Annotated in this window: 26 protein-coding genes; 14 read left to right on the top strand and 12 right to left on the bottom strand. The window is 69.3% G+C overall.

Annotated features, from left to right (window positions below):
- Positions 1-64: 64 nt before the first annotated feature.
- The 3 genes from NDR87_RS18065 (at position 65) to NDR87_RS18075 (ending at position 2520) form a co-directional block, all read left to right on the top strand.
- Complete coding sequence (locus NDR87_RS18065) at positions 65-463, top strand: YchJ family protein (protein WP_251914002.1); 399 nt, start codon at positions 65-67, stop codon at positions 461-463.
- A gap of 147 nt (positions 464-610) precedes the next feature.
- Positions 611-883 carry a SelT/SelW/SelH family protein gene (locus NDR87_RS18070; RefSeq protein ID WP_251914001.1) on the top strand — a complete coding sequence of 91 codons (273 nt, stop codon included), beginning with the start codon at positions 611-613 and terminating at the stop codon, positions 881-883.
- A 62-nt stretch (positions 884-945) separates the two neighbouring features.
- A complete protein-coding gene (locus NDR87_RS18075) occupies positions 946-2520 on the top strand; it encodes a carboxylesterase/lipase family protein (RefSeq protein WP_251914000.1) in 1575 nt (524 codons plus the stop codon).
- Positions 2521-2523: 3 nt separating this feature from the next.
- Here the strand turns inward: NDR87_RS18075 and NDR87_RS18080 are convergent, their stop codons facing one another.
- The 3 genes from NDR87_RS18080 to NDR87_RS18090 form a co-directional block, all read right to left on the bottom strand.
- Positions 2524-3828: a cytochrome P450 gene (locus NDR87_RS18080; protein ID WP_251913999.1), complete on the bottom strand. Its 1305-nt coding sequence runs from the start codon at positions 3826-3828 to the stop codon at positions 2524-2526.
- 115 nt (positions 3829-3943) lie between these two features.
- Positions 3944-4654, bottom strand: coding sequence for a TIGR03089 family protein (locus NDR87_RS18085; protein ID WP_251913998.1), 711 nt, complete (start codon positions 4652-4654; stop codon positions 3944-3946).
- A complete protein-coding gene (locus NDR87_RS18090; RefSeq protein WP_372494208.1) occupies positions 4642-6174 on the bottom strand; it encodes an LCP family protein in 1533 nt (510 codons plus the stop codon). Before NDR87_RS18090 ends, NDR87_RS18085 begins: the two co-directional genes overlap by 13 nt.
- 85 nt (positions 6175-6259) lie before the next feature.
- On the opposite strand from NDR87_RS18090, the gene rfbD reads away from it, so the two are divergent.
- The 3 genes from rfbD (at position 6260) to NDR87_RS18105 (ending at position 9250) form a co-directional block, all read left to right on the top strand.
- Positions 6260-7153: a dTDP-4-dehydrorhamnose reductase gene (rfbD, locus tag NDR87_RS18095; protein WP_251913997.1), complete on the top strand. Its 894-nt coding sequence runs from the start codon at positions 6260-6262 to the stop codon at positions 7151-7153.
- Positions 7154-7221: 68 nt separating this feature from the next.
- Complete coding sequence (locus NDR87_RS18100; protein ID WP_251913996.1) at positions 7222-8115, top strand: glycosyltransferase family 2 protein; 894 nt, start codon at positions 7222-7224, stop codon at positions 8113-8115.
- Between the two features lie 55 nt (positions 8116-8170).
- On the top strand, positions 8171-9250 hold the full coding sequence (locus NDR87_RS18105) for a sugar phosphate nucleotidyltransferase (protein ID WP_251913995.1): 1080 nt from the start codon (positions 8171-8173) through the stop codon (positions 9248-9250).
- Positions 9251-9379: 129 nt separating this feature from the next.
- Here the strand turns inward: NDR87_RS18105 and NDR87_RS18110 are convergent, their stop codons facing one another.
- Positions 9380-9829, bottom strand: a complete 450-nt coding sequence (locus NDR87_RS18110; RefSeq protein WP_308212113.1) for a DUF4267 domain-containing protein — start codon at positions 9827-9829, stop codon at positions 9380-9382.
- Here NDR87_RS18110 and NDR87_RS18115 point away from each other — a divergent pair.
- Complete coding sequence (locus NDR87_RS18115) at positions 9745-9987, top strand: TetR-like C-terminal domain-containing protein (RefSeq protein WP_251913994.1); 243 nt, start codon at positions 9745-9747, stop codon at positions 9985-9987. The two genes, NDR87_RS18110 and NDR87_RS18115, sit on opposite strands and share 85 nt — an antisense overlap.
- A 129-nt stretch (positions 9988-10116) precedes the next feature.
- On the opposite strand, the gene NDR87_RS18120 is transcribed toward NDR87_RS18115, so the two are convergent.
- Positions 10117-11193, bottom strand: coding sequence for a hypothetical protein (locus tag NDR87_RS18120; protein ID WP_251913993.1), 1077 nt, complete (start codon positions 11191-11193; stop codon positions 10117-10119).
- A 211-nt stretch (positions 11194-11404) separates the two neighbouring features.
- On the opposite strand from NDR87_RS18120, the gene NDR87_RS18125 reads away from it, so the two are divergent.
- The 3 genes from NDR87_RS18125 to NDR87_RS18135 are packed head-to-tail and all read left to right on the top strand — an operon-like array spanning position 11405 to position 13516.
- On the top strand, positions 11405-12862 hold the full coding sequence (locus NDR87_RS18125; RefSeq protein WP_251913992.1) for an NAD(P)/FAD-dependent oxidoreductase: 1458 nt from the start codon (positions 11405-11407) through the stop codon (positions 12860-12862).
- 41 nt (positions 12863-12903) lie between these two features.
- A complete protein-coding gene (locus NDR87_RS18130) occupies positions 12904-13146 on the top strand; it encodes a type II toxin-antitoxin system Phd/YefM family antitoxin (RefSeq protein ID WP_251913991.1) in 243 nt (80 codons plus the stop codon).
- Entirely contained in the window at positions 13133-13516 is a 384-nt protein-coding gene (locus NDR87_RS18135; RefSeq protein WP_251913990.1) for a type II toxin-antitoxin system VapC family toxin, read from the top strand. Before NDR87_RS18130 ends, NDR87_RS18135 begins: the two co-directional genes overlap by 14 nt.
- Here the strand turns inward: NDR87_RS18135 and NDR87_RS18140 are convergent.
- The 5 genes from NDR87_RS18140 to NDR87_RS18160 all read right to left on the bottom strand — a co-directional run bounded on the left by NDR87_RS18140 (position 13492) and on the right by NDR87_RS18160 (position 18847).
- Positions 13492-14415, bottom strand: a complete 924-nt coding sequence (locus NDR87_RS18140; RefSeq protein WP_251913989.1) for a cation diffusion facilitator family transporter — start codon at positions 14413-14415, stop codon at positions 13492-13494. The two genes, NDR87_RS18135 and NDR87_RS18140, sit on opposite strands and share 25 nt — an antisense overlap.
- Positions 14416-14493: 78 nt before the next feature.
- Entirely contained in the window at positions 14494-15729 is a 1236-nt protein-coding gene (gene manA, locus NDR87_RS18145) for a mannose-6-phosphate isomerase, class I (RefSeq protein WP_251913988.1), read from the bottom strand.
- Positions 15729-16943, bottom strand: a complete 1215-nt coding sequence (locus tag NDR87_RS18150; RefSeq protein WP_251913987.1) for a tobH protein — start codon at positions 16941-16943, stop codon at positions 15729-15731. The genes manA and NDR87_RS18150 overlap by 1 nt, the downstream gene beginning before the upstream one ends.
- A gap of 73 nt (positions 16944-17016) precedes the next feature.
- Positions 17017-18393: a phosphomannomutase/phosphoglucomutase gene (locus NDR87_RS18155; RefSeq protein WP_251913986.1), complete on the bottom strand. Its 1377-nt coding sequence runs from the start codon at positions 18391-18393 to the stop codon at positions 17017-17019.
- Positions 18394-18457: 64 nt separating this feature from the next.
- On the bottom strand, positions 18458-18847 hold the full coding sequence (locus tag NDR87_RS18160) for a DUF3499 domain-containing protein (protein ID WP_286013741.1): 390 nt from the start codon (positions 18845-18847) through the stop codon (positions 18458-18460).
- Between the two features lie 136 nt (positions 18848-18983).
- Between NDR87_RS18160 and NDR87_RS18165 the strand changes: the two genes are divergently transcribed.
- A complete protein-coding gene (locus tag NDR87_RS18165; protein WP_251913984.1) occupies positions 18984-19463 on the top strand; it encodes a metallopeptidase family protein in 480 nt (159 codons plus the stop codon).
- 57 nt (positions 19464-19520) lie between these two features.
- Here NDR87_RS18165 and NDR87_RS18170 read toward each other — a convergent pair whose 3' ends face one another.
- Positions 19521-19754 carry a WhiB family transcriptional regulator gene (locus NDR87_RS18170; protein WP_030515006.1) on the bottom strand — a complete coding sequence of 78 codons (234 nt, stop codon included), beginning with the start codon at positions 19752-19754 and terminating at the stop codon, positions 19521-19523.
- A 560-nt stretch (positions 19755-20314) separates the two neighbouring features.
- Here NDR87_RS18170 and cofD point away from each other — a divergent pair.
- The 3 genes from cofD to NDR87_RS18185 are packed head-to-tail and all read left to right on the top strand — an operon-like array spanning position 20315 to position 23185.
- Positions 20315-21313: a 2-phospho-L-lactate transferase gene (gene cofD / locus NDR87_RS18175; protein WP_251913983.1), complete on the top strand. Its 999-nt coding sequence runs from the start codon at positions 20315-20317 to the stop codon at positions 21311-21313.
- On the top strand, positions 21310-22656 hold the full coding sequence (locus NDR87_RS18180; protein ID WP_251913982.1) for a coenzyme F420-0:L-glutamate ligase: 1347 nt from the start codon (positions 21310-21312) through the stop codon (positions 22654-22656). The genes cofD and NDR87_RS18180 overlap by 4 nt, the downstream gene beginning before the upstream one ends.
- A gap of 13 nt (positions 22657-22669) precedes the next feature.
- Positions 22670-23185, top strand: a complete 516-nt coding sequence (locus NDR87_RS18185) for an NUDIX hydrolase (protein ID WP_251913981.1) — start codon at positions 22670-22672, stop codon at positions 23183-23185.
- Between the two features lie 176 nt (positions 23186-23361).
- Here the strand turns inward: NDR87_RS18185 and NDR87_RS18190 are convergent, their stop codons facing one another.
- Positions 23362-24735 (bottom strand): cation:dicarboxylate symporter family transporter, encoded by a 1374-nt coding sequence (locus NDR87_RS18190; RefSeq protein WP_251913980.1) that lies wholly within the window; start codon positions 24733-24735, stop codon positions 23362-23364.
- Between the last annotated feature and the right edge of the window lie 102 nt (positions 24736-24837).

Here is a 24837-nt window from a genome sequence, read left to right on the forward strand (position 1 = left end):
TGCTCGGCGCGTGAGCGCGGCTCGGGCGGTCCGTCGGGCCGCCCGTACCCGCGATAATCATCCGATGACTCACCCCGTCGAGACCGATCCGTGCCCGTGCCGCAGCGGCGAGCGGTTCGGCGCCTGCTGCGCGCCCCGCCTGGACGGCAGCAGCCCCGCGCCGACCGCCGAGACGCTCATGCGCTCGCGCTACACGGCCTTCGCCGTCGGTGATACCAAATATTTGCTGGACTCCTGGCATCCGCGTACCCGGCCGCGTCGGCTGGAGCTGGATTCGGGGCAGCGCTGGGTGCTGCTGGAGATCCTGGACACCACCCGGGGAGGCCCCTTCGACGACACCGGCGAGGTGGAGTTCCGAGCGCACTACCGCACCGGCCGCGAACGAGGAATCCTGCACGAACGCAGCAGATTTGCGCGTATCCGCGGGGCGTGGCGCTACGTGGACGGCGATATCGAATCGTGACCTGAGAGGTGAGGATGGTCACAAGGCTTGATCTGGGTAATTCACAATTCTACGGTTCCATTCAGAAGGAACCCCTGACGGATGCGAGGGATTTGCTGAACGTATTTTTCGCGCTCGGTACAGCGGCGGAGCCGTAGTCTTCGCGCTATGCCACGAGTCGCAATCGAGTACTGCACCCAATGCCGCTGGCTACTGCGGGCGGGTTGGCTGGCCCAGGAATTGCTGAGCACCTTCGCCACGGATCTGACCGAGGTCGCCCTGGTCCCGGGCAGCGGGGGAGTATTCCGCATCACGATTGACGGCGACCAGATCTGGGAACGTAAAGCCGACGGTGGCTTCCCCGAAATCGCGGTACTCAAGCAGCGGGTGCGCGACCGCATCGATCCCGACCGGGACCTCGGTCATATCGATCGCGGATGAGATGCAGCCGTCGGACATGATCGCGGACGTACTCTCGTTACAGGAGTACGAGGAGGTGCGAGATGAGCACTCAGTTCTTCGAGGCGGCCCCGGCCGTCGAGGCTGCCGTCGCGGCCCCGGTCGCGCGTACCACGGCCGGTGACGTGCGCGGCCTGCGCGAGGGCACCGTCAATGTCTGGCGCAGCATCCCCTACGCCGCCGCACCGGCCGGTCCGCGTCGTTTCGCACCGCCCCGGCCCCCGCGGTCCTGGGAGGGCGTGCGCGACTGCACCGAGTTCGGCGAGATCGCCCCGCAGAGCATGGGCGCCATGGTCCCGGTCGACTCCGGCCTGCGGATGGGCGAGGACTGCCTGTGGGTGAACGTGTGGGCACCGGCCCGCACCGCCGACGAACCCCGCCCGGTCATGGTCTGGCTGCACGGCGGCGCATACTGCCTCGGCACGGCCGCGCAGGGAATCTACGACGGCCGCAAACTCGTCGAGACCGGCGAGGTCGTGGTGGTCGGGGTGAACTACCGGCTGGGTGCGCTGGGCTTCCTCGATCTGTCCTCTCTCGGCGCCGACTTCGTGCCCAACCTCGGCCTGCACGACCAGATCGCCGCGCTGGAGTGGGTGCGCGACAATATCGCTGCCTTCGGCGGTGACCCCGGCAATGTCACCGTCTTCGGCGAATCCTCGGGTGCGGGCTGTGTGACGGCCCTGCTCACCTCGCCGCGCGCGGCCGGGCTGTTTCATCGCGCGATCGCCCAGAGCCCGCCCGCCACCACGGTCTTCGGCCCCGAGCGGGCCGCCGGTGTCGCGCGCCGCTTCCTCGAGCTGATGGATCTGGCCCCGGAACGGGCCCGGGAACTGCTGGAGTGCCCGATCGAGCGGATCGTCGACGCCGCGGGCATCCTGCTCGACGAGGTGCCGTTGCAGTCGCCGGGTCGGCTGGCCGCCGCGCCGGTGGTCGACGGTGACCTGCTGCCCACCTATCCGGCCGACCGGTTCCAGCAGGGCCGCTCGCATCGGGTACCGCTGATCATCGGCACCAACCGCGACGAGGCCTCGCTGTTCCGGCTGTTCCGCTCGCCGATCATGCCGGTGACCCCGGATGCCGTGAACGCCATGCTGAACGCGGTCGCCGCCGAGCATCCGGGCATGTCGGCCGAGCGGATCGCCGAGATCACCTCGGCGTATCCGGATTTGGCGAAACCGCGCGGGGCGCTGGCCATGTCGACCGACGCGGCCTTCCGCATGCCCGCGCACTGGGTCGCCGATGCGCATTCCCGGCACACCCGCACCTGGATGTACCGCTTCGACCAGGCCACCCCGATGCTGAAGGCGGCCCGGGTCGGTGCGGGCCACGCCACCGAATTACCGTATGTCTTCGGCAATTTCGGCACGATCAATCACGATCCGACCTTCTGGCTGGGCGGGCGCAAGGCCGCGATGGAGGTGTCGGGCCGGATGATGCGGCGCTGGCTGGCCTTCGCCGAACACGGCGTGCCCGCGGCACTGGACGGCTCGAAGCACTGGCCGCCCTACCGGGAATCCACCCGCACCACCCTGGTCATCGATGCGACCGACCGGGTGATGGACGACCCGGACCACGACCTACACGCCGCCTGGGGCGATCGGATCGTCGGCTTCAGCTGAGGCTCAGACGGTGCTCGGCTGCTTGGCGCGATGGCCGAGCAGCACCGGCATACTGCTGTAGCCGTGCAGCGTGAACAGCTCTCGGCGTTCGGGTCGACCCGCCAGCTGCAGATCAGGGAAATGCTCGAACAGCGACCGCAGCGCGTACACACCCTCCATCCGAGCCAGACTGGCGCCCAGGCAGATGTGGACTCCCGTGGAGAAGGTCAAATGGTCCTTGGCGTTGGCCCGGGTGACGTCGAAGCGGTTCGGATCCTCGAAGACCTTCGGATCACGATTGGCCCCGGCCAGTGACAGCACGACCGTATTGCCCTTGCGCACGGTGACGCCCGCGATCTCGATGTCCTCGGCCACCGCCTGCCGGGCGGTGCTCTGCACGGGCGCGTCGAAACGCAGGATCTCCTCGACCGCGTTGGGCCACAGCTCCGGATCCTCGCGCAGCCGGGCCAGCTGCCGCGGGTGGGCGAGCAACTGGACCACGCCATTGCCGATCAGATTGACCGTGGTCTCGAAGCCCGCGCCCATGAGCAGGCTCGCGGAGGCCTTCAGCTCGCGGTCGTCGAGTTCGCCCGCCACCACCAGGCTGGACAGGATGTCCTCGCCCGGTTCGCGGCGCAGCCGGGCGATGTGATCGTCGAGGTAGGTGTCCATGACGCGCATGGAGTGCACGGCCTGCCGATAGGTGCGCCAGGGCAGGCCGACGTCCAGCAGCGGGCTCATGGCGTCGCCCCAGTCCAGGAACCGGCGGCGGCTGCTGTCGGGGAAGCCGAGGATTTCGGAGATGATCGCGATGGGCACCTGAGAGGCGTAGGTGGCCACCAGATCCGCCGAACCGTTCGAGGGCAGGGCGGCGATGAGTTCGTCGGTGACGATCTGGACCCGTTCGCGCAGGCGGCCGATGGCGCGCGGGGTGAACGCCGAGGCGACCGGGCGGCGCATCCGGGTGTGGTCGGGCGGGTCGATCACCAGCATCGAGGGCGGCTCGATCGGATTCGGCGGCAGCGGATGGCGTTCCATCAGCCGCTGCAGCGGGCGGGGGATGTTGAGCGCGTCGAAAGCCCGTACGCCCCAGCGGTTGTCACGCAGGATGCCGCGGCACAGCTCGTGATCGGTGGTGGCCCAGCCGATCGGTGAGGACACCAGTCGGCCCTGCGCGCGCAGCGCCTCGATCAGGGGTAGCGGATTCTGATAACCGGCCGGGCCGATCATCAACTGGGACAGCGTATCTCCGCGCCGGGCGAAGGCCTGCATCGCGTACCGCGCCGCGCCCTGCGTGGAGATCCAGCGGAACCAAGTGTTCGGCAGCATCGCCGACCCCCTTCGTTGTCCAGTCCTGTTTCCACCGTACGAAAACGCGCCGTGATCTGAAACATCCCGCGGTCGGACCGAAGACCCTACCCGGGTAGGACATGCGGTTCCGATGCTACGCGCGGGTCACGCGTTCGGTATCGATTCGCCGGGCCTGGGCGGCCGGATCGGGATTGGCGACCTGGACCAGCGACGCACCGGCGGCGTAGATCGCGAGCAGGCCGTCGACCAGTTCGCTCGCGCTGTTCCAGGATGCGGCCGACAGCACGCGATCGGAGTCGGTGAAGCCTTGGCGGGCCGCGGATTCGCGTGCCGCGGCGAGGACCTGCGCGACCGAACTGCCCTCGAGTGCGGCACCGGCGCCCTCGGGCCGGAACTGATCGCCGTGGGCGCGCACCGAGGTGGCGTAGTCGGTGATGCCGACCGGCAGACCGCGCACGGGTGCGCCGAGCGGATCGAGCGACAGCGCGGCCACCTCGGCGATCTCGGTGACGTCATCGATGCGATCCGCGGTCACCAGCGCCATCTCCGCGTCGTCGGCCGGATGCAGCAGCACCTCGGCCCCGGCCCACCAGCAGCCCAGCAGCACCGCCGCGGTCTGCCAGTGGGCGGGCAGCAGCACCGTCACGCGGCCACCCGGGGCGAGGCCGAATTCGTCGCGAATCATATTGGCGGTCTTGGCCGCCCAATTCGCCAGCGTCACCGCCGACAGCTCGATGCGCGCGCCGGTGGCGTCGTCGTAGTAGGTGATGCGCGGACCGGACGGATCGCGGGCCAGGATCGGATCGAGCAGCGCCGCGGTGAGGGTCTGGTTCAGTTCACGCATTTGGGTCCGTTCCGGCCGGCGTCGATGGGTGGTGCGGGCGGTACCGGCGTCGCCGTGCTCGATGCCGTTCCGGACAGGTCGAACAGGCTGCCCGCCGCCGAGCCGGGACCAGAATAGTCCCCTGCCAACACGACTCGGACCGTGCCCTGCGGCAGGCCGGACTCGCCCACGACGGGTAGGCCGCCCAGCGCCTTGGCCACCGCCTTGGCCTTGGGGTCGGCGGAGTTCCCGGCCAGCACCCGGCTCGCGGGCACCGGGCCGCCGATCCAGTTGTCCACGGTGCCGGTGCGAAAACCCTTGCCCGCCAATGCCTGCGACACCTGTCCGGCCAAGCCCGAGGTGCCGCTGGCGTTGTACACATCGACCGTCACCGACGACGGCTCGACCACCGAGGGATCGGCCGCCTTCCCGCCGACCTGGGCCGCCACATAGGACTGCACCGCCTGCGGATCGACCTTCACCACCGATTCACCCGCGGCGGTCGTGCCGTTGATATCGGCGACCGGGATGGTCTCGAACTCGACCTGGCCCGCCGACAGATCCTGCAGCTGCTGCAGGAATTTCATGACATCCCAGTCGTCGTCGAGCACGATCGTGCGGCCGACCGCATCGCTGAGCTGGCGTAATTTACCCGGATTGGCCAGGATTTTCGCGCTCAGCGCCTGGTGGACGAGCGAGGCCATGAACACCTGCTGGCGCACGATCCGATCGAGGTCGCCGCGGGGCAGTTCGTGGCGCTGGCGCACGAAGCTCAGCGCCTGCGCGCCGTCGAGGCGCTGCTCGCCCGCGGGGAAGTCCGCGCCCGAAAGCGGTTCGTCGACAGCGTTGTTCAGGCATACCTGCACCCCGCCGACGGCATCGGTCAGCAGCACGAAGCCCAGCAGGCTCACCTCGGCGTAGTGATCGACGGAGATTCCGGTGAGGTTGCCGACGGTCTTGATCAGCGCCTGGCGTCCCGCCTCGGTGGATCTGCGCTCCACCTCCGCATCGGACACGCCCTGCGCGATCAGCTTCTGGCGCGCCTTCTCCTTGCTGACGCCGTAGGCCGAATTGATCTTGCCCATGCCGATGCCGGGAATATCGACATAGGAGTCGCGGGGAATGGAGATGGCGGTGGCCGAGCGGCCGTCGTTGGGCACGCGCATCAACACGATCGTGTCGGTATTGGTGCCGACCTCGTCACCCGCGTGCAGCATGGCCCGCTCGGCGCGCGAGAGCGGGTTGCCGTGCGCGTCGGTGCGGCTGTCGATGCCGACCATGAGGATGTCGGTGGCACCGTCGCTGCCGCCGCCCAGGCCGAGGTTGCCGATGCGCTGGATGCCGGAGATCAGCCCGTCGACGCTGTGCCAGCCGAAACCGGTGACGATGAACACCAGGGTGGCCGCGGCCGCGGCGATGAGCCGGGCGGATCGGTTCACCGGAGGTTTGCCGTATGCGGGTCGCTGCCGGGGTCCGGGACGCAGCGGGGTGCCGGCGCCGCGCGGTCGCGACAGCGTCGATCCACCTCTGCTCTGCGCCACGTTCGCCGTCCTTTCGGCCCCACCCGGTAACCCCATGTTGCCTGTCTACCCCCTCGGGACGAGGCTAACGAATGCGAGGGCGTGCATGGTTCAACCGCGACCGGCGCGGCGTGCGAGACTTGCGCGCGTGGGTGCGTCATCCGTTTCGCGACTGGTCGTCACCGGGGCCGGAGGGCAGCTCGGCCGTGCCGTCCGCGCGCTCGAACCCGGTGCGCTGGGGCTGGGCCGCGATGCTCTGGACATCACCGATCCCGAGGCGGTCCGCGCGGTGCTGCGGGCCGGGGATGTGGTGGTGAACTGCGCGGCCTATACCGGCGTGGACGCGGCCGAGACGGACGAGGCCGCCGCCTTCGCGGGTAACGAGACGGGTCCGGCCGTGCTCGCCGCCGCATGTACCGCGTTGGGCGCGAGGCTGATTCACGTCTCGACCGACTACGTCTTCGACGGTGCGGGCACCAGGCCGTACGAACCGGACGATCCGACCGGGCCGACGAGTGTCTACGGGCGTTCCAAACTGGCCGGGGAACGGGCCGTGCTGAAGCTGGCCCCCGCCGCCCACATCGTGCGCACGGCCTGGGTGTACACCGGCGACCAGGGCGATTTCGTCGCCACCATGCGGCGGCTGGAGCGGGAACGGGACACGGTTTCGGTGGTGAACGATCAGATCGGATCGCCCACCTTCGCCGTCGATCTGGCGGCGGGGCTGCTGGAACTGGCCGCGCGGCCGGACGCGCCGCGAATCCTGCACGCCACCAATGCCGGTCGGGCCAGCTGGTTCGAGCTGGCGCGGGCGGTTTTCGAGGAGCTGGGCGCGGATCCGGAGCGGGTGCGCCCGTGTACGAGCGCGCAATTCCCGAGTCCCGTACGGCGGCCGGCGTATTCGGTGCTGTCGAATCGTGGCTGGGTCGCCGCCGGGTTGACGCCGCTGCGGGATTGGCGGCTCGCCCTCACCGACGCGCTGGCGCGGATATCGGGATAGGGTGGGCTTCCGTGAGCGAGCGTGCGAGCGAACCAGACAACACAGCACCCAGCGGGCACGACGGAGTCGTGAACGCTTCGGACCCCGTCGCCAGGCCCTCGCTCGTCGTGGTCACCGTGACCTATTCGCCCGGTGAGCATCTAGAGCATTTCATCAGCACGCTGGCCAGCGCGACCGCCGAGAAACCGCAGGTGATCCTGGCCGACAACGGGTCGACCGACGGGACTCCGGAGCTGGCCGCCGAGTCCAACGAACATGTGCGGCTGCTGCGTACCGGGGGCAATATCGGCTACGGCGGCGCCATCAATCGCGCGGTGGCCGAGATCGACCCGGATATCGAATTCGTCGTCATCGCCAATCCGGACATCCGCTGGGGCACCGATTCCATCGATCGGCTGCTCGAGGCCGCGCAGCGCTGGCCCCGGGCCGGGGCGCTGGGCCCGCTCGTGCGCGAGCCCGACGGCAGCGTCTATCCCTCCGCACGCCGGGTGCCCGGACTGCTCGACGGCGCGGGGCATGCGGTGCTGGGCACGATCTGGCCCGCGAACCCCTGGACCCGCCGCTACCGGCAGGAGAACGAGGAGATCTCTGAGCGCACGGTCGGCTGGCTGTCCGGATCGTGCCTGCTGGTACGCCGCGCCGCCTTCGACTCGATCGACGGCTTCGACTCCCGCTACTTCATGTACATGGAGGACGTCGACTTCGGAGATCGCATGGGCCGGGCCGGCTGGCACAATGTATTCGTGCCATCGGCGGAGGTCACGCACGCGAAGGGGCACGCGGCGGGGCGCAATCCCGAGGCCATGCTGCCCGCCCATCACGCCTCCGCGTATCGTTTCCAGGCCGATCGGCATCCGCACTGGTGGCAGGCGCCGCTGCGACTGGCGTTGCGCGTTGGACTTGCGATCCGCTGCCGGCTTGCGGTTCGATCTGCGCTGCGCGAGCGCGCCGCGCAGCAGTAGCGCGCGACGATCTCGATCCCACGCCCGCGTGGGCCGAACCTGAACAGGGAGACTGATGGCGGACAACTCCGCGACCGACGCCGTGATCCTGGTCGGCGGCCAGGGCACGCGGCTGCGCCCGCTGACACTGTCGGCGCCCAAGCCCATGCTGCCGGTGGCCGGTCTGCCGTTCCTGCACCACCTGCTGGCCCGCATCGCCGATGCCGGGATCAACCACGTCGTGCTGGGCACCTCGTTCCGGGCCGAGGTCTTCGAGGAGCACTTCGGCGACGGCGCTGACCTGGGCCTCGAGATCGAATACGTCCACGAGCCCGAACCGCTGGGCACCGGCGGCGGCATCCGCAACGTGCTGCCCAAGCTGCGCGCCGACACCGTGATGGTGTTCAACGGCGACGTGCTGGGCGGCACCGATCTGGGCGCGGTGCTCGACACCCACGTCTCCAGCAATGCCGATGTGACCCTGCATCTGGTGCGGGTGAGCGATCCCCGGGCCTTCGGCTGCGTGCCCACCGACGAGAACGGCCGGGTCACGGCATTCCTGGAGAAGACCCAGGACCCGCCGACCGATCAGATCAACGCCGGTTGCTACGTCTTCCGCCGCGAGTACATCGAGAAGATTCCGAGCGGGCGCCCGGTCTCGGTCGAACGCGAGGTCTTCCCCGCCCTGCTCACCGAGGGCGCGCACATCCAGGGCCACGTCGACACCTCCTACTGGCGCGATATGGGCACCCCGGAGGACTTCGTCCGCGGCTCGGCCGATCTGGTCCGCGGCATCGCCCCCTCACCCGCCCTGCCGGGCCAGCGCGGCGAGTCCCTGGTGCACGCCGGTGCCGGTGTCGCCCCCGGTGCCCTGCTGATCGGCGGCACCGTGGTCGGTCGCGGCGCGGAGGTCGGCGCGGGCGCCCGCCTCGACGGCGCGGTCCTGTTCGACGGTGCGCGCGTGGAAGCCGGTGCGACGGTAGAGCGTTCGATCATCGGCGCGGGCGCGCGCATCGGCCCGCGGGCGCTGGTGCGCGACGCGGTGATCGGCGACGGGGCGAATGTGGGGGCGCGCTGCGAGCTGTTGCGCGGCGCGCGCGTGTGGCCGGGTGTGGACATCCCCGACGGTGGGATTCGTTTCTCGACCGACGTGTAGTTGGTCCTCGCGCCCTGTAGCTGTCGGTGTCCGGTGCCATACCGGTCGAGTCCGAGCGAGCTGGTACATGGAAGGGGCAGTTCGCCGCCCGCGGGAATGTGGGCGGCAAGTTGTTTCTCGGCCCGGGCCTCAGGCCGTGGCGGCGATCATCGGCGTGTGGGCGGCTGCGTGCTCGCGCAGGAGCAGGAGGCCGGTCGCGATGACCAGGGCGGCGGTGAGGCCGTGGATGCCGAAAGCCGCCGCGGGGGAGCCGTCGTAGCGCAGGACGGTGAGCATGTCGCCGAGCGGGACGAGGCTGGTGGCCAGCATTCCGATGGCCAGGGCCCGGCGTTGGTGGGTGAGGAGGAGAGCGAGTATCAGGACTCCGAAGGCGGTGTCGCGGACGCCCTCGAGGTTCATGAAGGCGGTGGCCTGGCCTTGGGGCCATTCCGGCAGGCCGAAGCCGGGGGCGATGAATTCGGGGGCGATCAGGTAGCTGAGCGCTCTACGACGCCATGTTCGTGCAGAAGGTGGATCTGAAGTTCGGGCCGGACGCGCCGCCGGTGCTGAAGGACGCGTTCGACGAACTGGCGGCGGTATTCGCGCCTTTCGCGGGCGACCGCGATGTCGAGACCTTCACCGAGGTCGCCTGGAGCTCACTGCACGGCCTGGCCACCCTCGACCACGACGGCCGCCTGCGCCCGGACTCTCGCCGCCAGCGCCTGGACATCCTCGTCGCGCAGTGGACCCGCGGTTAACCCGCCGAACCGCTGGAGGCGCCGGAGACGGCCATCGACATCAGCCAGGTGAACGCGTGGCCGAGCGTGGTCATCCAGTCGTTCACGTTGAACGAGCCCATGGGGCAATCCTTTCCGTCGCGAATCGGCTCATGGGCCGATCCGGTCGCCCGCCGCGGTGAGATCGCAGGAGGTGTCGTTGCTGGTGTTGCCTCCGGTGGAGGTGATCTCGGCGAATACCTTCTTGCAGTTCTGCTCGCCGAGGCCGGAGGTGTTGTGGGCGATCGTGCTGCCGCTCAGGATCAGCCGTCCCATACCGGGATTCACCGCATCGGTGAATTGATACGGCAGGGTGTCCAGATAGGCCGGGGCGATATTGATCCCGCCGCCTCCGTCGGTGGCGCTGTTGCGCACCACGACCGAGTCGATGAGCACCACCGCGCCGAGGCCACGGATGTCGAGTCCGCCGCCGCGCCCGGCGAATCCGCCCGGGCGATACCAGCGGTTCGGATTGGTCACCCGGTTGTCGCTGATGGTCGTGCGGGTGAAGGTGCAGGTGTCGTCGCAGCGCACCCCGCCCGCCTCGCCCGCGGCATTGCCGGTGATGATGCTGTCGGTCACCCTCATGTCGGCGACCGGAATGTTGAAGATGCCGCCGCCGTAGTCGGCCGCATTGCCGGTGACGGTGACCCGCTCCAGCGACAGATTGCCCGAGTTGGCGATTCCGCCGCCGCCGGTGTCGTAGAGCGGGATCTCGCGCTGGGTGGTATTGCCGCCGGTGATGGTCAGGTCCGACAGCGAGACCGTGGCGGTGGTGAGCATGACCCGGTCCAGATGGTTGCCGTCGATGATCGTCCGCTCCTGGCCCGCGCCCACGATCGTGGTGTCGGCGGTGATGTCGAGATCGCCGGTGGTCGGATCGATGAAGGGGCCGTTGACGTTCAGCAGGTTCGGCGGGATCGTCAGCCGATAGTGACCGGGCGGCAGCACGATCGTGGTGCCGGGGCGGGCGTCGGCGACCTGCACGGCCGCCCGCAGCGTGCATTCCCCGGTGCGCGTGCGGCAGCGGCCGTCGAACGGGTTCACCGCGGCCCCGTCGGCGGTCGTGGTGACGGTGACGGTGCCCGGGGATTGTGCCGATCCGGTGTCGGCCGCGGCGGGCGCGGCCCAGGGAGCCGCGAGAAATATTGCGGCGCTGCACAGTTCGACATAGCGGCGAGTGGTCATGGCCAAACTCCTTGGAGGGCACGAAGACTCGCGCCATTGTGATGTCGATCACAAGAAGGATGACGGTTGGCCGCGGGGCGCGCCATGGTCGGTTTGCCGAAATTCCACCCGTCCGGTTGTGCGTCACGTCGCGGTGGTGGGGTCGGCACTCCGGTCGCGGGTCGTGCCGACACCACCGACGCCGGACGCGCACGCGCCTACAGTGGTGATCATGGCGGATGCGGTGATTGTCGGAGCCGGGCCGAACGGGCTTGCCGCGGGGGTGATCCTGGCCAGGGCCGGTCTGAGCGTCGAGGTGTACGAGGCCGGTGACACGGTGGGCGGCGGCTGCCGGACCGCCGAGCTGACGCTGCCGGGCTACCACCACGACATCTGCGCCGGAGCGCATCCGATGGCGGCGGCCTCGCCGTTCTTCCGCGCCTTCGATCTGGCCGCGCACGGGGTGGAGCTGTGTACGCCCGAGGTGTCCTATGCCCATCCGCTGGACGGGGGAGTGGCCGGACTGGCGTGGCGGGATCTGGATCGCACGGTCGCCGGGCTCGGTCGCGACGGCGCGGCGTGGCGGCGGCTGTTCGGGCCGCTGGTGCGGCACTGGGCGGGCGTGGTCGAGCTGACCATGTCGGATCTGCGGCATCCACCGCTGAACGTGGGCGTCGGCGTGCGGTTGGGGCGGCGGCTGCTCGAGCAGGCATCACCGCTGTGGGACTTGCGCTTTCGTGAGGACACGGCGGCCGCCCTGTTCACCGGGGTGAGCGCGCACGCCATCCTGCCGCCGCGGGCCTTCGCGGCGGCCGGGGTGGCGCTGATGCTGGGCACCCTCGCCCATGTCGACGGGTGGCCGGTGCCGCGCGGTGGCAGCCAGGCCATCGTCGACGCGCTCACCGCGGATCTCGTGGCGCACGGGGGTCGGGTCGTCACCGGCCATCGCGTCGAGTCGCTCGACGAATTCACCGGCACCCGAACGATTCTGCTCGATACCGCACCGGCCGAACTGCTCCGCGTCGCCGGTGACCGCCTGCCCGCCCGCTACACCCGCCGACTGGAACGTTTCCGCTACGGCAGCGCGGCCTGCAAGGTCGATTTCGCGCTGTCGGGCCCGGTGCCGTGGCTGGCGGAGGGCTGTGATCGCGCGGGCACCCTGCATGTGGTCGGTACCCGCGCCGAGACGGTCGCCGCCGAAAAGGCCGTCGCCGCGGGCGAACATGCGCAGCGCCCCTACGTCCTGGTCATCCAGCCCAGCACCCTCGACGACTCCCGCGCCCCCGCCGGTAAGCACACCCTCTATACCTACGCCCACGTCCCGCACGGCTCCACCCGCGACGTCAGCGCCGCCGTCATCGCTCAGATCGAGCGCTTCGCCCCCGGCTTCCGCGACCTCATTCTCGCCAAGCACGTCTACACCGCCGCCGACCTACCCGCCTACAACCCCAACTACATCGGCGGCGATATCGCCGCGGGCGCGATGACCACCCTCCAGGTCCCCTTCCGCCCCGCCCTCCGCTGGAACCCCTACGCCACCCCGCTCCCCGGCGTCTACCTCTGCTCCTCCTCCACCCCGCCCGGCCCCGGCGTCCACGGCATGTCCGGCCTGCACGCCGCCCATCACGCCCTGCGCGACGTCTTCCACGTCGACACGGACCCGCTCACCCTGCTGAGTTCGAAGCGGTGACCGGACCGGACTAGACTTAGTCCAGTCGGATAGGATAGGTTATGACCTCAGTCAACATCCACGAAGCCAAGACGCATCTGTCACGGCTGTTGGAGCGAGTGGCGAAGGGGGAGCGCATCGTGATTTCCAAGGCCGGAAAGCCCATCGCGGATCTGGTGCCGCATCGCGGCACGCCGGTCACCTTCGGCGGCCTGAAGGGCCGATTGCACTACGACGACAGCGTTTTCGACGTCGACCCGGACATCCAGGGGATGTTCTACGGGGACGCCGATGCTTCTGCTTGACAGCCAAACCGCCGTCTGGCTGCTCGACGACAACCCACGCCTGGGCGTCGACACGCGACGGCGGATCGAATCCGCGACCGAGGTCTATGTCTCGGCGGCGACGATCTGGGAACTGACGATCAAGTCAATGTTGGGCAAACTGACGGTGCCGCCCGAGCTCACCGATCTGCTTGTCGACCAGGGCCTGAGCGTCCTCGACGTGACCGGATATCACGCCGAGGCGCTGAGCGAATTCCCGGAGCTGTCGCGGCACGACCCGTTCGATCGCCTGATCACCGCCCAGGCCTACTGCGAGCGGTTACGCCTGTTGACCGCCGACAAGATTCTGCTCGGATTGGGCCGGGACTACATCATCGACTCGACCCGGTAGAGGTCCGGTTCGATGTACATGAGCTTGGCGGCGGGGACGGCTGTGCGGACTCGGGATTCGGCGTCGTCGATGGCGGCGGCGATATCGGAGATGTCGAGGCCGGGGACGATGGCCACCTTGGCGGCGATGAGGAGTTCCTCGGGGCCGAGGTATTCGGTGCGCAGGTGGATTATGCGGTCGATGCGGGTGCCGTCGACGAGGTTTTCGCGGATCGCGCGATCCTGATCTGGGGTGGCGCCCTCACCGATGAGCAGGCTCTTCATCTCGATGATCAGCACGATGGCGATGGTGCCCAGCAGGGCCCCGATGCACAGGGTGCCGATGCCGTCCCAGATCGGATCGCCGGTGAGCATGGTGAGCAGGACCGCCGTGAGCGCGAAGATCAGGCCGAGCAGGGCCCCGGCGTCCTCGAGCAGCACCACGGGGAGTTCGGGACTGCGGGAGGTGCGGATGAACCGCCACCAGCTGGCGTTGCCGCGCAGCGGATTCGACTCGCGGATGGCGGTGATGAAGCTGAAGGTCTCCAGTCCGATGGCGATCACCAGGATGACGATCGCCACCATCGGCGAGGTCAGGTCTTCGGGGTGCTGAACCTTGTGTACGCCCTCGTAGACCGAGAACAGCGCGCCGAGGCTGAACAGCACCAGCGCCACCACGAACGAATAGAAGTACCGATTGCGCCCGTAACCGAACGGATGCTTCTCGTCGGCCTCCCGCTCGGCCCGCTTCTGCCCGAGCAGCAGCAGCCCCTGGTTGCCGGTGTCGGCCACCGAGTGCACGCCCTCGGCCAGCATGGACGCCGAACCGGTGATGGCCGCGCCGATGAACTTCGCGATCGCGATGCCCATATTCGCGGTCAGTGCCGCGAGAATCGCCTTCTTACCACCACCGGCAGACATGATGCAGCCCTGGTCCTTTCGCTTTCGCGGCCCGTCACTCGCGGCCGTGCCGATTCGCCGGTAAATCTACAGCCGTTGTCAACGACCGCTCACACAGGCGCAGAACAACTGGGCCGCCTCGCCCGTCGCCCGCGCCCGCACGGGGCCGTCGGCGGCCGAGATCCACGCCGCACTGCCCGGCGTGATCCCCAGCTCATCGGCCCCCTGCCGTAACCGCGCGGTTCCCGCCGTGCACAGGATGATGCCCGGTCCGCCGTCGAGAATCCGGGTCGGCTCGGCGTCGGCGCTCAGCTCGAACCGGCGCAGCTCGAATTCCGTCGCGGGCGTGCGGTAGACGAACTCCCCATCGTCGCGCGCCTGCGGCTCCACGATCGGCAGCTCCAGCGGCTCGAAGTCCAGCACCCGCAACAACTCCGGCACGTCCACATGTTTGGGCGTCAGCCCGCCGCGCAGCACGTTGTCGGAGTTGGCCATGATCTCCACACCCATACCGCGCAAATAGGCGTGCAGATTGCCCGCGGCCAGGAACAGTCCCTGCCCGGGTTCGAGGGTGATCCGATTCAGCAGCAGCGCCGCCAGCACTCCGGCATCGCCCGGATAGGCCTCGGCCAGTTCCAGCGTGGTCCGCGCCTCGGCCACGAATTCCTTCGCGGTCACCGGCGATTCGTCGTCGGACTGCTTGAGGTAGCGCACGCAGCCGTCGAGCACCTTGGGCAGCAACATGGCCAGCATGGCCTGGGGCAGCGTGATCCAGGTGGTGAACAGCGTGCGCAGACCGTCCGAATCCGGCTGCGCGCCGAGCAGTTCGGCGTAGGGGGCCAGCTCCGGCACCGACAGCGCGTGCAGCAGCTTGACCGTTCGCTTCGGATCGCGGAATCCGGCCAGCGCCTCGAAGCGCTCCAGCGCCACCACCAGTTCGGGCTTGTGGTTCTCATCGCGATAGTTGCGCAGCGGTGAGTCCAGCGGCACCCGCGCGTGATTCTCCCGCTCGTAACCGGCGCGGGCCTGCTCGGCGCTGGGATGGGCCTGCAGCGACAGCGGCTCCTCGGCCGCGAGGATCTTGAGCAGGAACGGCAGTCGTCCGCCGAAAGCCGGCGCGACCGAGCCGAGTTCGCGCTTCGGATCGGCGGCCACCACCTCGAGCAGCGAGGCGCTGCGCCCGTCGAGGCGGATCCGCGCGGGATCGGCGGGATGGGCGCCGAACCACAGCTCGGCCTCCGGATGCGCGGAGGGAACCGGGCGGCCGCACAGCTGGGCCAGCGCGGTGCGCGAACCCCAGGCATAGGAACGCAACGCACCTACCAGTTCGTGCACTAGAACGATCCCCCGTCGTATTGGGTGGAACGATCGGCCGCGGTTGGGCGGCTGCCGAGCAGGCGCAGATAGGCCGTGGCCATCTCCAGCCGCAGGATCAGCACGGCCAACTGCTCGAGCTGGCCGCGGGCGGGCGGCGGCTGCGGCGGGGAATCCGGCTCGGCCAGCAGGGCTTCGGCGGCCTGCGGCACGGCGGCCTCGCCGTTCATCAGCTCGGCGTCGATATTCACCAGGTCGGCGTCGACCAGTCCGGCGCTACCGCTGAAGACGGCCAGCCGCCGATGCGCGGCCACCTGATCCGGATCGGCGCTGACCACGAACACCCGTACCCGGTCGACCGGAGCCGGTCCGTCGAGCTGCTCGTCGTGGAACAGCGGATCGTAGCCGGGCGCGGCCACGCCCGCGGCCTCGCTCATCCGCGCGTGCGCGGCCACGGCGTCGGCCAGACCGGTGGCGGCGGCGATCTGCCCGGCCGCCTGCAGCAGCACCTCGGCGGTGTGCGCGGCCACCTCGGTCGCGGCGGGGGAGTCCCCGGCCAGCACGATGCGGCGCTCCTGCATGCGCGCGGCCAGGGTCTTGGCCGGATTGTGGAAGACCTCGTTCTGCGGCCCGTCGCGCAGCGCCTCGGCGTCGAGGGCGTCGGCGAGCGCGTCCAGGTCGGGTACCTGCGCTGCGGTCTTGGCCGGATCGATGGCCCGCAGCACGGCGATACCGACGGCCAGATAGCGCAGCAGCCGATTGTGCTCGAGCACCCGTACCCGCGGCGGCAGGATCGCCGCCCGGCCGGCCGCGGCCGCCCGCAGCGGACCCTCGTCGGGTGCGGCGACGACCACCTCGGCGCCGCGGCGCAACGCCCGGTCCACCGCGCCGATCAGGCGTGGATCGCCCGCGTCGTCGCCCGCGACGAGCACCACGTCCAGCGGGCCGACCCACTGCGGGATCTCGGTGACCGGCACGATCGGCAGTCCGGCGCGATCGCCCAGCGCGGCCGTCAGCAGCGCGGCGGCGCGGGCCGCGCGCCCGGATCCCGAGACCAGCACCAGGCTGCGAGGACGTAAATCGGCCAGTCGGGCCAGCGCGTCCTCACCGATGGCCGCGGCGGTCGCGCGCACCTGCGCGCCACCCGAGGCGGCCGAGCGCAATGTCCCTCCGGAATCGGCGGCCTCCAGCGAGGCGACGTCATCGAGGTCGAGTACCGGTGTCCCTGCGATCATCGGGCGTTGCCACCTCCCCTCAATCGGGTCACCAGGCCGGGCGAATCCGAGCTCTGTGATTCCACTATTCCAGTCAGCCGCGGACGATGCTCAGGATCTCGGTTACGAGTGCGTCTACATCCTCCGGCGATCGCGCCTCGACGTTGAGCCGCAGCAGCGGTTCGGTATTCGAGGCGCGCAGGTTGAACCAGGCGTCGTCGGGCAGTTGCACGGTCAACCCGTCCAGCCGATCCACCGACTTGGCCCGGCCCTCGAACGCCGCGAGTACCGCCATCGTCCGCTCCTTCGCGTCCGCCACTGTGGAATTGATCTCCCCGGAGGCGGCATATGTTGCATACGAGGCGGCCAGTTCGGACATCGGGCGGTCCTTCTCGCCCAACGCGGCCAGCACGTGCAGCGCGGCCAGCATGCCGGAGTCGGCGCCCCAGAAGTCGCGGAAGTAGTAGTGCGCGGAATGCTCGCCGCCGAAGATGGCGCCCGTCGCGGCCATCTGCTGCTTGATGAACGAATGTCCGACGCGGGTGCGCACCGGCGTGCCGCCCAGCTCGCTCACCAGCTCCGGCACCGCCCGCGAGGTGATCAGATTGTGGATGATCGTCGCACCCGGCTCCTTGGCCAGCTCCCGCTCGGCGACAAGTGCGGTGATGGCCGACGGCGTGACGGGCTCACCCCGCTCGTCGATCACGAAGCAGCGGTCGGCGTCGCCGTCGAAGGCCAGGCCGATGTCGGCGCCGGTTTCGCGCACGAACTTCTGCAGGTCCACCAGATTCTTCGGATCCAGCGGATTGGCCTCGTGATTGGGGAACGAGCCGTCCAGCTCGAAGTACAGCGGCGCGACGGTCAGCTGCGGCACCGGGCCGAATACCGCGGGCACGGTGTAGCCGCCCATGCCGTTGCCCGCGTCGACGGCGACCTTCAGCGACCGAATGGAGCTCAGATCGACCAGCCCGCGCAGGAATTCGGCGTAGGCGTCGAGCAGGTTCCGCTCGCTCGCGCTGCCGCGCGGACCGTCGAAGGCGGGCACGCCGCCGATCAGCTCCGCGGTGATGGTGGCCAGGCCGGTGTCCTGTCCGACCGGCAGCGCATTGGCCCGGCACAGCTTGATGCCGTTGTAGCGGGCGGGGTTGTGGCTGGCGGTGAACATCGCGCCCGGGCAGGCCAGGTGACCGGAGGTGAAGTACAGCTCGTCGGTCGAGGCGAGCCCGATGTGCACCACGTCCAGACCCTGGTCCAGGACGCCGTCGGCGAAGGCGTTCGCCAAACCGGGGGACGAATCGCGCATGTCGTGACCGATGACGACCTGTGCGGCGCCCTCGTCCCGCATCAGCCGCGCGAACGAAGCGCCCACGTCCCGAACGAAATCCGCGTCGATCTGCTCCCCGACGACACCGCGAACGTCGTACGCCTTGACAACTGCATGTACCGACTCGGCAGATCGCGCGACTGTCATGCTGAACACCCTAGTAGGCGCGCGCCCGGCGCAGGCGAGGTCCCACCCCTAATCCGCCCGCCGCTCAGCTGGGTGGGTCGGGCAGGACGCGCAGATGGCCGCGGCGGCCGGTGCGCCCGGTGCGGGTCGGCCGCGCGGGGGCGGCGGGGGTGTCGGAGTAGCCGCGGTGCTCGGGTTCCGGTGTGCGACGGCGCATTCCGGCCTCGCGGACGGCCTCGGCCAGTGCGGTCAGATCGTCGTCGTCGGGGGTGCTGGAGGAGAAGCCGCCCTCGTGGCGGACCATGTCCCAGCCCTTCGGGGCGGTGATCCGGGAGGCGTGGGTCTCGCAGAGGTCCCAGGAGTGCGGTTCGGCGACGGTGGCCAGCGGGCCGACGACGGCCGTCGAATCGGAGTACACATAGGTGAGCGTCGCGACGGCCGGGTTCTTGCAGCCTGGACGGCAGCAACGACGCATGGGAATCACACCGAGGAGAGTAACCCCCCTCACGCCCGCGCGCCGCGAGACACGCAGGATGGGATGCTGATCACTGCCCGGAAACCGTTGCGGGTGGCGGCGAACGCGGGGCGGGCGGGGGGTTTAGGTTATTGCCATGACCCGTTCACGGAAGCGACCGCCGACCGCGCGGTCGGTGCTACGTCGTGGGCGTGGGGTGCGCGGACCCATGCTGCCTCCGACCGTGCCCGCGTGGCGCACCCGGGGCCAGCAGTTCGACCGGCTGGTGCTGGAGGCGTTCGCGCCCCTGGACAGCCGCTGGCACGACCGGCTCACCAAACTGGATATCGCCGTCGACGACGTGCCGAAAATCCGTCCGCTGCACCCGGATTCGGTGACCTGGCCGGACGAGGTCGTCGCCGACGGCCCGGTGCCGCTGTCCCGTTTGATCCCGGCCGGTGTGGACCGGCACGGGGCGGCGACCCGGGCCCGCGTCGTGCTGTTCCGCAAGCCGCTGGAGTGGCGTGCGAACGGCGACCCCGACGATCTGGTCGACCTGCTGCGCGAGGTGCTCGTCCAGCAGATCGCCACCTATCTGGGGGTGGATCCGGACGTCATCGATCCCGTCGAGGAATGATCGGCGAACCAGCCGGGAAAAACCGCGGGAGCCTGGGGAAGATCCCCGGGCTCCCGGCTAGCTGATGCCTCGCTTCAGGCGACGGCGCTCCCGTTCGGATAGTCCGCCCCAGATGCCGAAGCGTTCGTCGTGCGCCAGTGCGTATTCCAGACATTCGTCGCGAACCTCGCAGCCCATGCAGATCCGCTTCGCCTCGCGAGTGGAGCCGCCCTTCTCGGGGAAGAACGCCTCCGGATCCGTCTGAGCGCACAGGGCTCGTTCCTGCCATTGCTCTTCGATGGTGTCGAACATCGCATCGAAGTCGGTGACGATCAGGCTCAGCCGTGGTGGTTCCGGCTTGCGCTGCGCCCGTGCCCACTGTCCTCCCTGCGGTGGTGTCACCGTGTCGCCCCCCTCCTGTTCCTCGATCGGGCTGTGGTCTGCGCAGACGCCAGGTGCTGCGCCTGCTGTGGAATCGGTTTGCGATACACCGCCCGGAATGCTCGACGGGGCCAGCTCCTCGGCCATCGCTCCGCCTCCTCACTGTGTGTTAGCGCAGAATGATTTATCCGTCGGACCTCATCTGCCCACCGACGGCCCAACACCGCGACGTAGTCCCGCGGACATCCCCGAGCTTGCCACCCCGATGCGAACGCCTGTTCGAATTCTGGCCTGCGCCATGCACTCTCGCGCGGGCCCGGAATGACATGCCTGTGATTAGACACGCCGGACGCAGCGATGGTCAAGCTGCCGACACAATTCCGTTACTATCCGCCGCCCACTTCGACGCGCTTCGGTAACCGGAAGTAGCAAATGATCAGCAATTATGGTCCGAAGCATGACCTCGGCGCCAGCGCATAGGCTGTGCGGATGTGAGTGGAGAACGAGCGGAGATCGCGCCCGGCGCCGGGCCGCGCATTGCCGTGTTGGTCGGTGGAGTCGGCGGCGCACGCTTCCTGCAGGGCGTGCGGGAACTGCTGCCGCAGGCGGAGGTTTCGGCCATCGTCAACGTCGGCGACGACGTCTGGATGCACGGGCTGCGCATCTGCCCCGACCTGGACACCTGCATGTATACCCTTGGCGGAGGCATTGATCCGGAGCGCGGCTGGGGGCGGCGCGGGGAAACCTGGCACGCCAAGGAGGAGCTGGCGAATTACCGGGCGCAGCCGGATTGGTTCGGACTCGGCGATCGCGATATCGCCACCCATCTCGTCCGCAGCGAAATGTTGCGCGCGGGCTACCCGCTCTCGGCGGTCACCGAGGCGTTGTGCAACCGGTGGCAGCCGGGGGTGAAACTCGTTCCGGCAACCGACGACAGATGTGAAACACATGTCGTCATCTCCGACCCGGAGAACCCTGGCGAACGCCGCGCGATTCATTTTCAGGAGTGGTGGGTACGCTATCGCGCGGACGTCGAGACCCATGGATTCGTCACAATCGGGGCGGAACAGGCCAAGCCCGCCCCAGGTGTGACAGAAATCATAGAATCCGCCGACGCGGTGCTGCTGGCTCCATCCAACCCGGTCGTGAGCATCGGCGCCATCCTCGCGGTGCCCGGAATTCGCGGGGCGCTGCGCACCACGAAGGCCCGGGTGGTCGGGCTGTCCCCGGTGATCGGCGGAAAGCCGTTGCGCGGCATGGCCGACGAATGTCTGTCGGTGATCGGCGTCGAGACCACGGCCGAGGCCATCGGGCGGCACCTCGGGGCGCGCTCGCAGACCGGCATCCTGGACGGCTGGCTCGTGCACTCCACCGATACCGCCGAGGTGCCGGGCGTGGAGGTGCGCAGCGTGCCGCTGCTCATGACCGATCCGGCCGCCACCGCCGAAATGGTCCGCGAGGCACTGGATCTGGCGGGGGTGAAGCCGTGAGCGTCACCGATCACGCGCCCGGCGGGGAACTGCGCATCATCCCGGTGCCGGGGCTGCCGGAATTCCGCCCCGGCGACGATCTGGCCGAACACGTTGCGGCCCAGGCGCCCTGGCTCGCCGACGGCGACATTCTGGTGGTCACCAGCAAGATTGTCGCCAAGGCCGAGGGTCGCATCGTCGCCGCGCCCGCCGATCCGGACGAGCGCGACGCGCTGCGCCGGGAACTCGTGCGCGCCGAGGCGGTGCGGGTGTTGGCACAGAAGGGCCGCACCCTCATCACCGAGAACCGCATCGGCATCGTGCAGGCGGCCTCCGGGGTGGACGGCTCCAATGTGGAGCAGGGCGAGCTGGTCCTGCTGCCCGCCGATCCCGACGCCAGCGCCAAGGCGTTGCGCAGCGCGCTGGCCGACCGGCTCGGCGTGGATGTCGCGGTCGTCATCACCGACACCATGGGCCGCGCGTGGCGGGTCGGGCAGATCGATGCCGCGATCGGCTCGGCCGGGCTGCGCGTCGTCCACGACTACGCGGGCGCGATCGACGGGCAGGGCAACGAGTTACACGTCACCCAGGTGGCGATCGCCGACGAGCTCGCGGCCGCGGCCGATCTGGTCAAGGGCAAACTGGGCGGCGTACCGGTCGCGGTGGTGCGCGGACTGACCCCCTACGACGACGGCTCGCGCGCGGCGGATCTGCTGCGCCGCGGCGAGGACGATCTGTTCTGGCTCGGCACGGCCGAGGCCCTGGCGCGCGGTCGCCGCGAGGCGCTGCTGCTGCGCCGCTCGGTGCGCCAATTCGCCGATACCCCGGTGGAACCCGAGCTGATCCGGGCGGCGGTGGCCGAGGCGCTGACCGCCCCCGCGCCGCACCACACCCGGCCCGTGCGCTTCGTCTGGGTGCGCGATCGGACGCTGCGCCAGCGCCTCCTCGAGACCATGGCCGATCGGTGGCGCGCCGATCTGACCGCCGACGGCCTGCCCGCCGATCGGGTCGAGCGGCGAGTCGGCCGGGGCCGCATCCTGTTCGACGCGCCGGAGGTGATCATTCCGTTCTGCGTGCCCGACGGGGCGCACGACTATCCGGACGAGCGCCGGACGGCGGCGGAGACGACCATGTTCACCGTGGCGGTCGGCGCGGCCGTGCAGGGATTGCTGGTCGCCCTGGCCACGCGCGGGGTGGGCAGCTGCTGGATCGGATCGACGATCTTCGCCCCGGAGACCACCCGCGCGGTGCTGGAGCTGGCCGCGGACTGGAATCCGTTGGGGGCCATCGCCGTCGGCTACCCTGTCGAGGAATTGGCCCCGCGCGAGCCGCGTGCCCCGGGCGACGCGCTGCTCGAGCTGTAACCGGAAGGAATCGATGAGCGCGGAATCATTGCACGTGTCGGCGCGGGAACTGCTCGAGAAGTGGTCTCCCGCACCGGCTCCGGAACAGTCGCTGCGACAGGCCGTGCTGGCCTTCCTCGACGCGTCGCCGCGCGGCTGTCTGCGCGAGAACGCCCCCGGACATATCACCGCCTCCGCGCTCGTGTTCTCCCACGACGAACGCGAGATCCTGCTGACCCTGCACCCGCGCGTCGGCCGGTGGATCCAATTGGGCGGGCACTGCGAGGAATCCGACGAGACGGTGGTCGACGCGGCGCTGCGCGAGGCCACCGAGGAGTCGGGCATCGCGGGCCTGGAGATCGACTCCGAACTCCACGGCGCCCAGGCCCATCCGATCACCTGCTCGCTCGGCCTGCCGACCCGCCACCTGGACCTGCTGTTCAAGGTCCGCGCCCCGAAAGGCGCGGTGCCGGTGCGTAGTTCGGAATCGACGGATCTGCGCTGGTGGCCAGTGGACGCCCTGCCGGAGAACGCGGAAGTTCTGCTGTAGAGGCCGTTCTGTTTGCGACAACGCCCACCTGAAAGGTTTGTGTCTCAGGGCGCCACAAACTAGCGGCGGCGGAGCCGCCGCCAAAAAATGGAAGGCGCCGGTGCGCGGCCCGCTCGGGGGTATTGAGCGGGGGCGCACCGGCGCGGCTGGTCACGGCCCTGGGAACAAGGCGGGTACTAGGCCGGGACCAGGTCTTTCTCATTACCCTTGGCCGGTGGGGCGTCGGGCGGGGCGGTCGACGGGTGATCGTCGACCATGGTGGCTTCGTCGAAGGGCAGCCGGCGGGCGAGGACCGAGCGCACCCGGTCCGGGTCGATGGTCTTGGTCCAGGTGCCGATCAGCACGGTGGCGACGGCATTGCCGGAGAAGTTGGTGAGCGCGCGGGCCTCGGACATGAACCGGTCGATGCCGACGATCAGGCCGACGCCGTTGAGCAGATCCGGCCGGTGACTCTGCAGGCCGCCGGCCAGCGTGGCCAGGCCCGCGCCTGTCACGCCGGCCGCGCCCTTGGAGGCCACGATCATGAAGGCCAGCAGGCCGAGCTGCTCCCCCACAGACATCGGCTTGCCCATCGCATCGGCTATGAAAAGCGAGGCCATCGTCAGGTAGATCGCGGTGCCGTCCAGGTTGAACGAGTACCCCGTCGGCACCACGATGCCGACCGTGGTCCGCTCCACGCCCATATGCTCCATCTTCGCGATCAGCCGCGGCAGCGCCGATTCCGACGACGAGGTGGAGACGATGAGCAGGTACTCGCGGGCCAGATACCGAACCAGTTTGAAGATCGACACACCGGACGCGACCCTCATCAGCACGCCCAGCACACCGAACACGAACACCAAACAGGTCAGGTAGAACGCGGTCATCAGCAGTGCGAGCTGAGTCACCGCATCCCATCCGGTGCGCGCCACCACATTGGCGATCGCGCCGAACGCGCCGATCGGAGCCAGCCACAGGATCATGACCAGGATCCGGAAGACCAGCTTCTGCACCAGCTCGATACCGCGCAGGATCGGTTCGCCCGTCCGGCCCATGGCCTGCAACGCGAATCCGACCAGCAGCGCCACGAACAGCGCCTGCAGCACGCTGCCCGCCGTCAGCGACGACAGCAGCGAGGTCGGAATGATGCCCTGCAGGAATTGCCAGGTGCCGCCGGCCTTCTCGGCCTGCTTGGTATAGGTGGCGACATCCCCCGCATGAGCGGCGATGTCCAACCCGGCACCGGGCTGCAGCAGATTGCCGACCACCAGGCCGATGCCGAGCGCGAAGGTCGACATGAGCAGGAAGTAGCCGATGGCCAGCCCGCCGACCTTGCCGACCCGCGAGGCCGCCCGCACCGATCCGATGCCGAGCACGATGGTGCAGAAGATGACCGGGGCGATCATCATCTTGATCAGATTGACGAACATGGTGCCCAGTTCGCCCACCGACTTGCCGAAGCCCGGCGCCACCAGGCCCACGACCACACCGGCCACCACCGCCACGAGTACGGCGAGGTAGAGCCAATGGGTGCGGTCGCGTTTGCGCGCCGGTGCGGTGCTGTCGGTCATCGTGTTTACTGCCTCCGGGTACTGCCTGCGTGAGCTGGGCCACGCGTTCGTGAGAAATCATGACGACTACGGTGACGGCGGTCACTATTTCGTACATTTCGT

Origin of the sequence: Nocardia sp. CDC159 (genome assembly GCF_023740735.1) — a bacterium.
In the GTDB taxonomy this organism is placed as follows: Bacteria; Actinomycetota; Actinomycetes; order Mycobacteriales; family Mycobacteriaceae; genus Nocardia; species Nocardia pulmonis.

Coding starts and splice junctions, on each gene's coding strand:
- NDR87_RS18065 (WP_251914002.1), top strand. CDS start 65: ATGACTCACCCCGTCGAGACCGATCCGTGCCCGTGCCGCAGCGGCGAG.
- NDR87_RS18070 (WP_251914001.1), top strand. CDS start 611: ATGCCACGAGTCGCAATCGAGTACTGCACCCAATGCCGCTGGCTACTG.
- NDR87_RS18075 (WP_251914000.1), top strand. CDS start 946: ATGAGCACTCAGTTCTTCGAGGCGGCCCCGGCCGTCGAGGCTGCCGTC.
- NDR87_RS18080 (WP_251913999.1), bottom strand. CDS start 3,828: ATGCTGCCGAACACTTGGTTCCGCTGGATCTCCACGCAGGGCGCGGCG.
- NDR87_RS18085 (WP_251913998.1), bottom strand. CDS start 4,654: ATGCGTGAACTGAACCAGACCCTCACCGCGGCGCTGCTCGATCCGATC.
- rfbD (WP_251913997.1), top strand. CDS start 6,260: ATGGTTCAACCGCGACCGGCGCGGCGTGCGAGACTTGCGCGCGTGGGT.
- NDR87_RS18105 (WP_251913995.1), top strand. CDS start 8,171: ATGGCGGACAACTCCGCGACCGACGCCGTGATCCTGGTCGGCGGCCAG.
- NDR87_RS18115 (WP_251913994.1), top strand. CDS start 9,745: ATGTTCGTGCAGAAGGTGGATCTGAAGTTCGGGCCGGACGCGCCGCCG.
- NDR87_RS18120 (WP_251913993.1), bottom strand. CDS start 11,193: ATGACCACTCGCCGCTATGTCGAACTGTGCAGCGCCGCAATATTTCTC.
- NDR87_RS18125 (WP_251913992.1), top strand. CDS start 11,405: ATGGCGGATGCGGTGATTGTCGGAGCCGGGCCGAACGGGCTTGCCGCG.
- NDR87_RS18130 (WP_251913991.1), top strand. CDS start 12,904: ATGACCTCAGTCAACATCCACGAAGCCAAGACGCATCTGTCACGGCTG.
- NDR87_RS18135 (WP_251913990.1), top strand. CDS start 13,133: ATGCTTCTGCTTGACAGCCAAACCGCCGTCTGGCTGCTCGACGACAAC.
- NDR87_RS18140 (WP_251913989.1), bottom strand. CDS start 14,415: ATGTCTGCCGGTGGTGGTAAGAAGGCGATTCTCGCGGCACTGACCGCG.
- NDR87_RS18150 (WP_251913987.1), bottom strand. CDS start 16,943: ATGATCGCAGGGACACCGGTACTCGACCTCGATGACGTCGCCTCGCTG.
- NDR87_RS18155 (WP_251913986.1), bottom strand. CDS start 18,393: ATGACAGTCGCGCGATCTGCCGAGTCGGTACATGCAGTTGTCAAGGCG.
- NDR87_RS18160 (WP_286013741.1), bottom strand. CDS start 18,847: ATGCGTCGTTGCTGCCGTCCAGGCTGCAAGAACCCGGCCGTCGCGACG.
- NDR87_RS18165 (WP_251913984.1), top strand. CDS start 18,984: ATGACCCGTTCACGGAAGCGACCGCCGACCGCGCGGTCGGTGCTACGT.
- NDR87_RS18170 (WP_030515006.1), bottom strand. CDS start 19,754: ATGTTCGACACCATCGAAGAGCAATGGCAGGAACGAGCCCTGTGCGCT.
- NDR87_RS18185 (WP_251913981.1), top strand. CDS start 22,670: ATGAGCGCGGAATCATTGCACGTGTCGGCGCGGGAACTGCTCGAGAAG.
- NDR87_RS18190 (WP_251913980.1), bottom strand. CDS start 24,735: ATGACCGACAGCACCGCACCGGCGCGCAAACGCGACCGCACCCATTGG.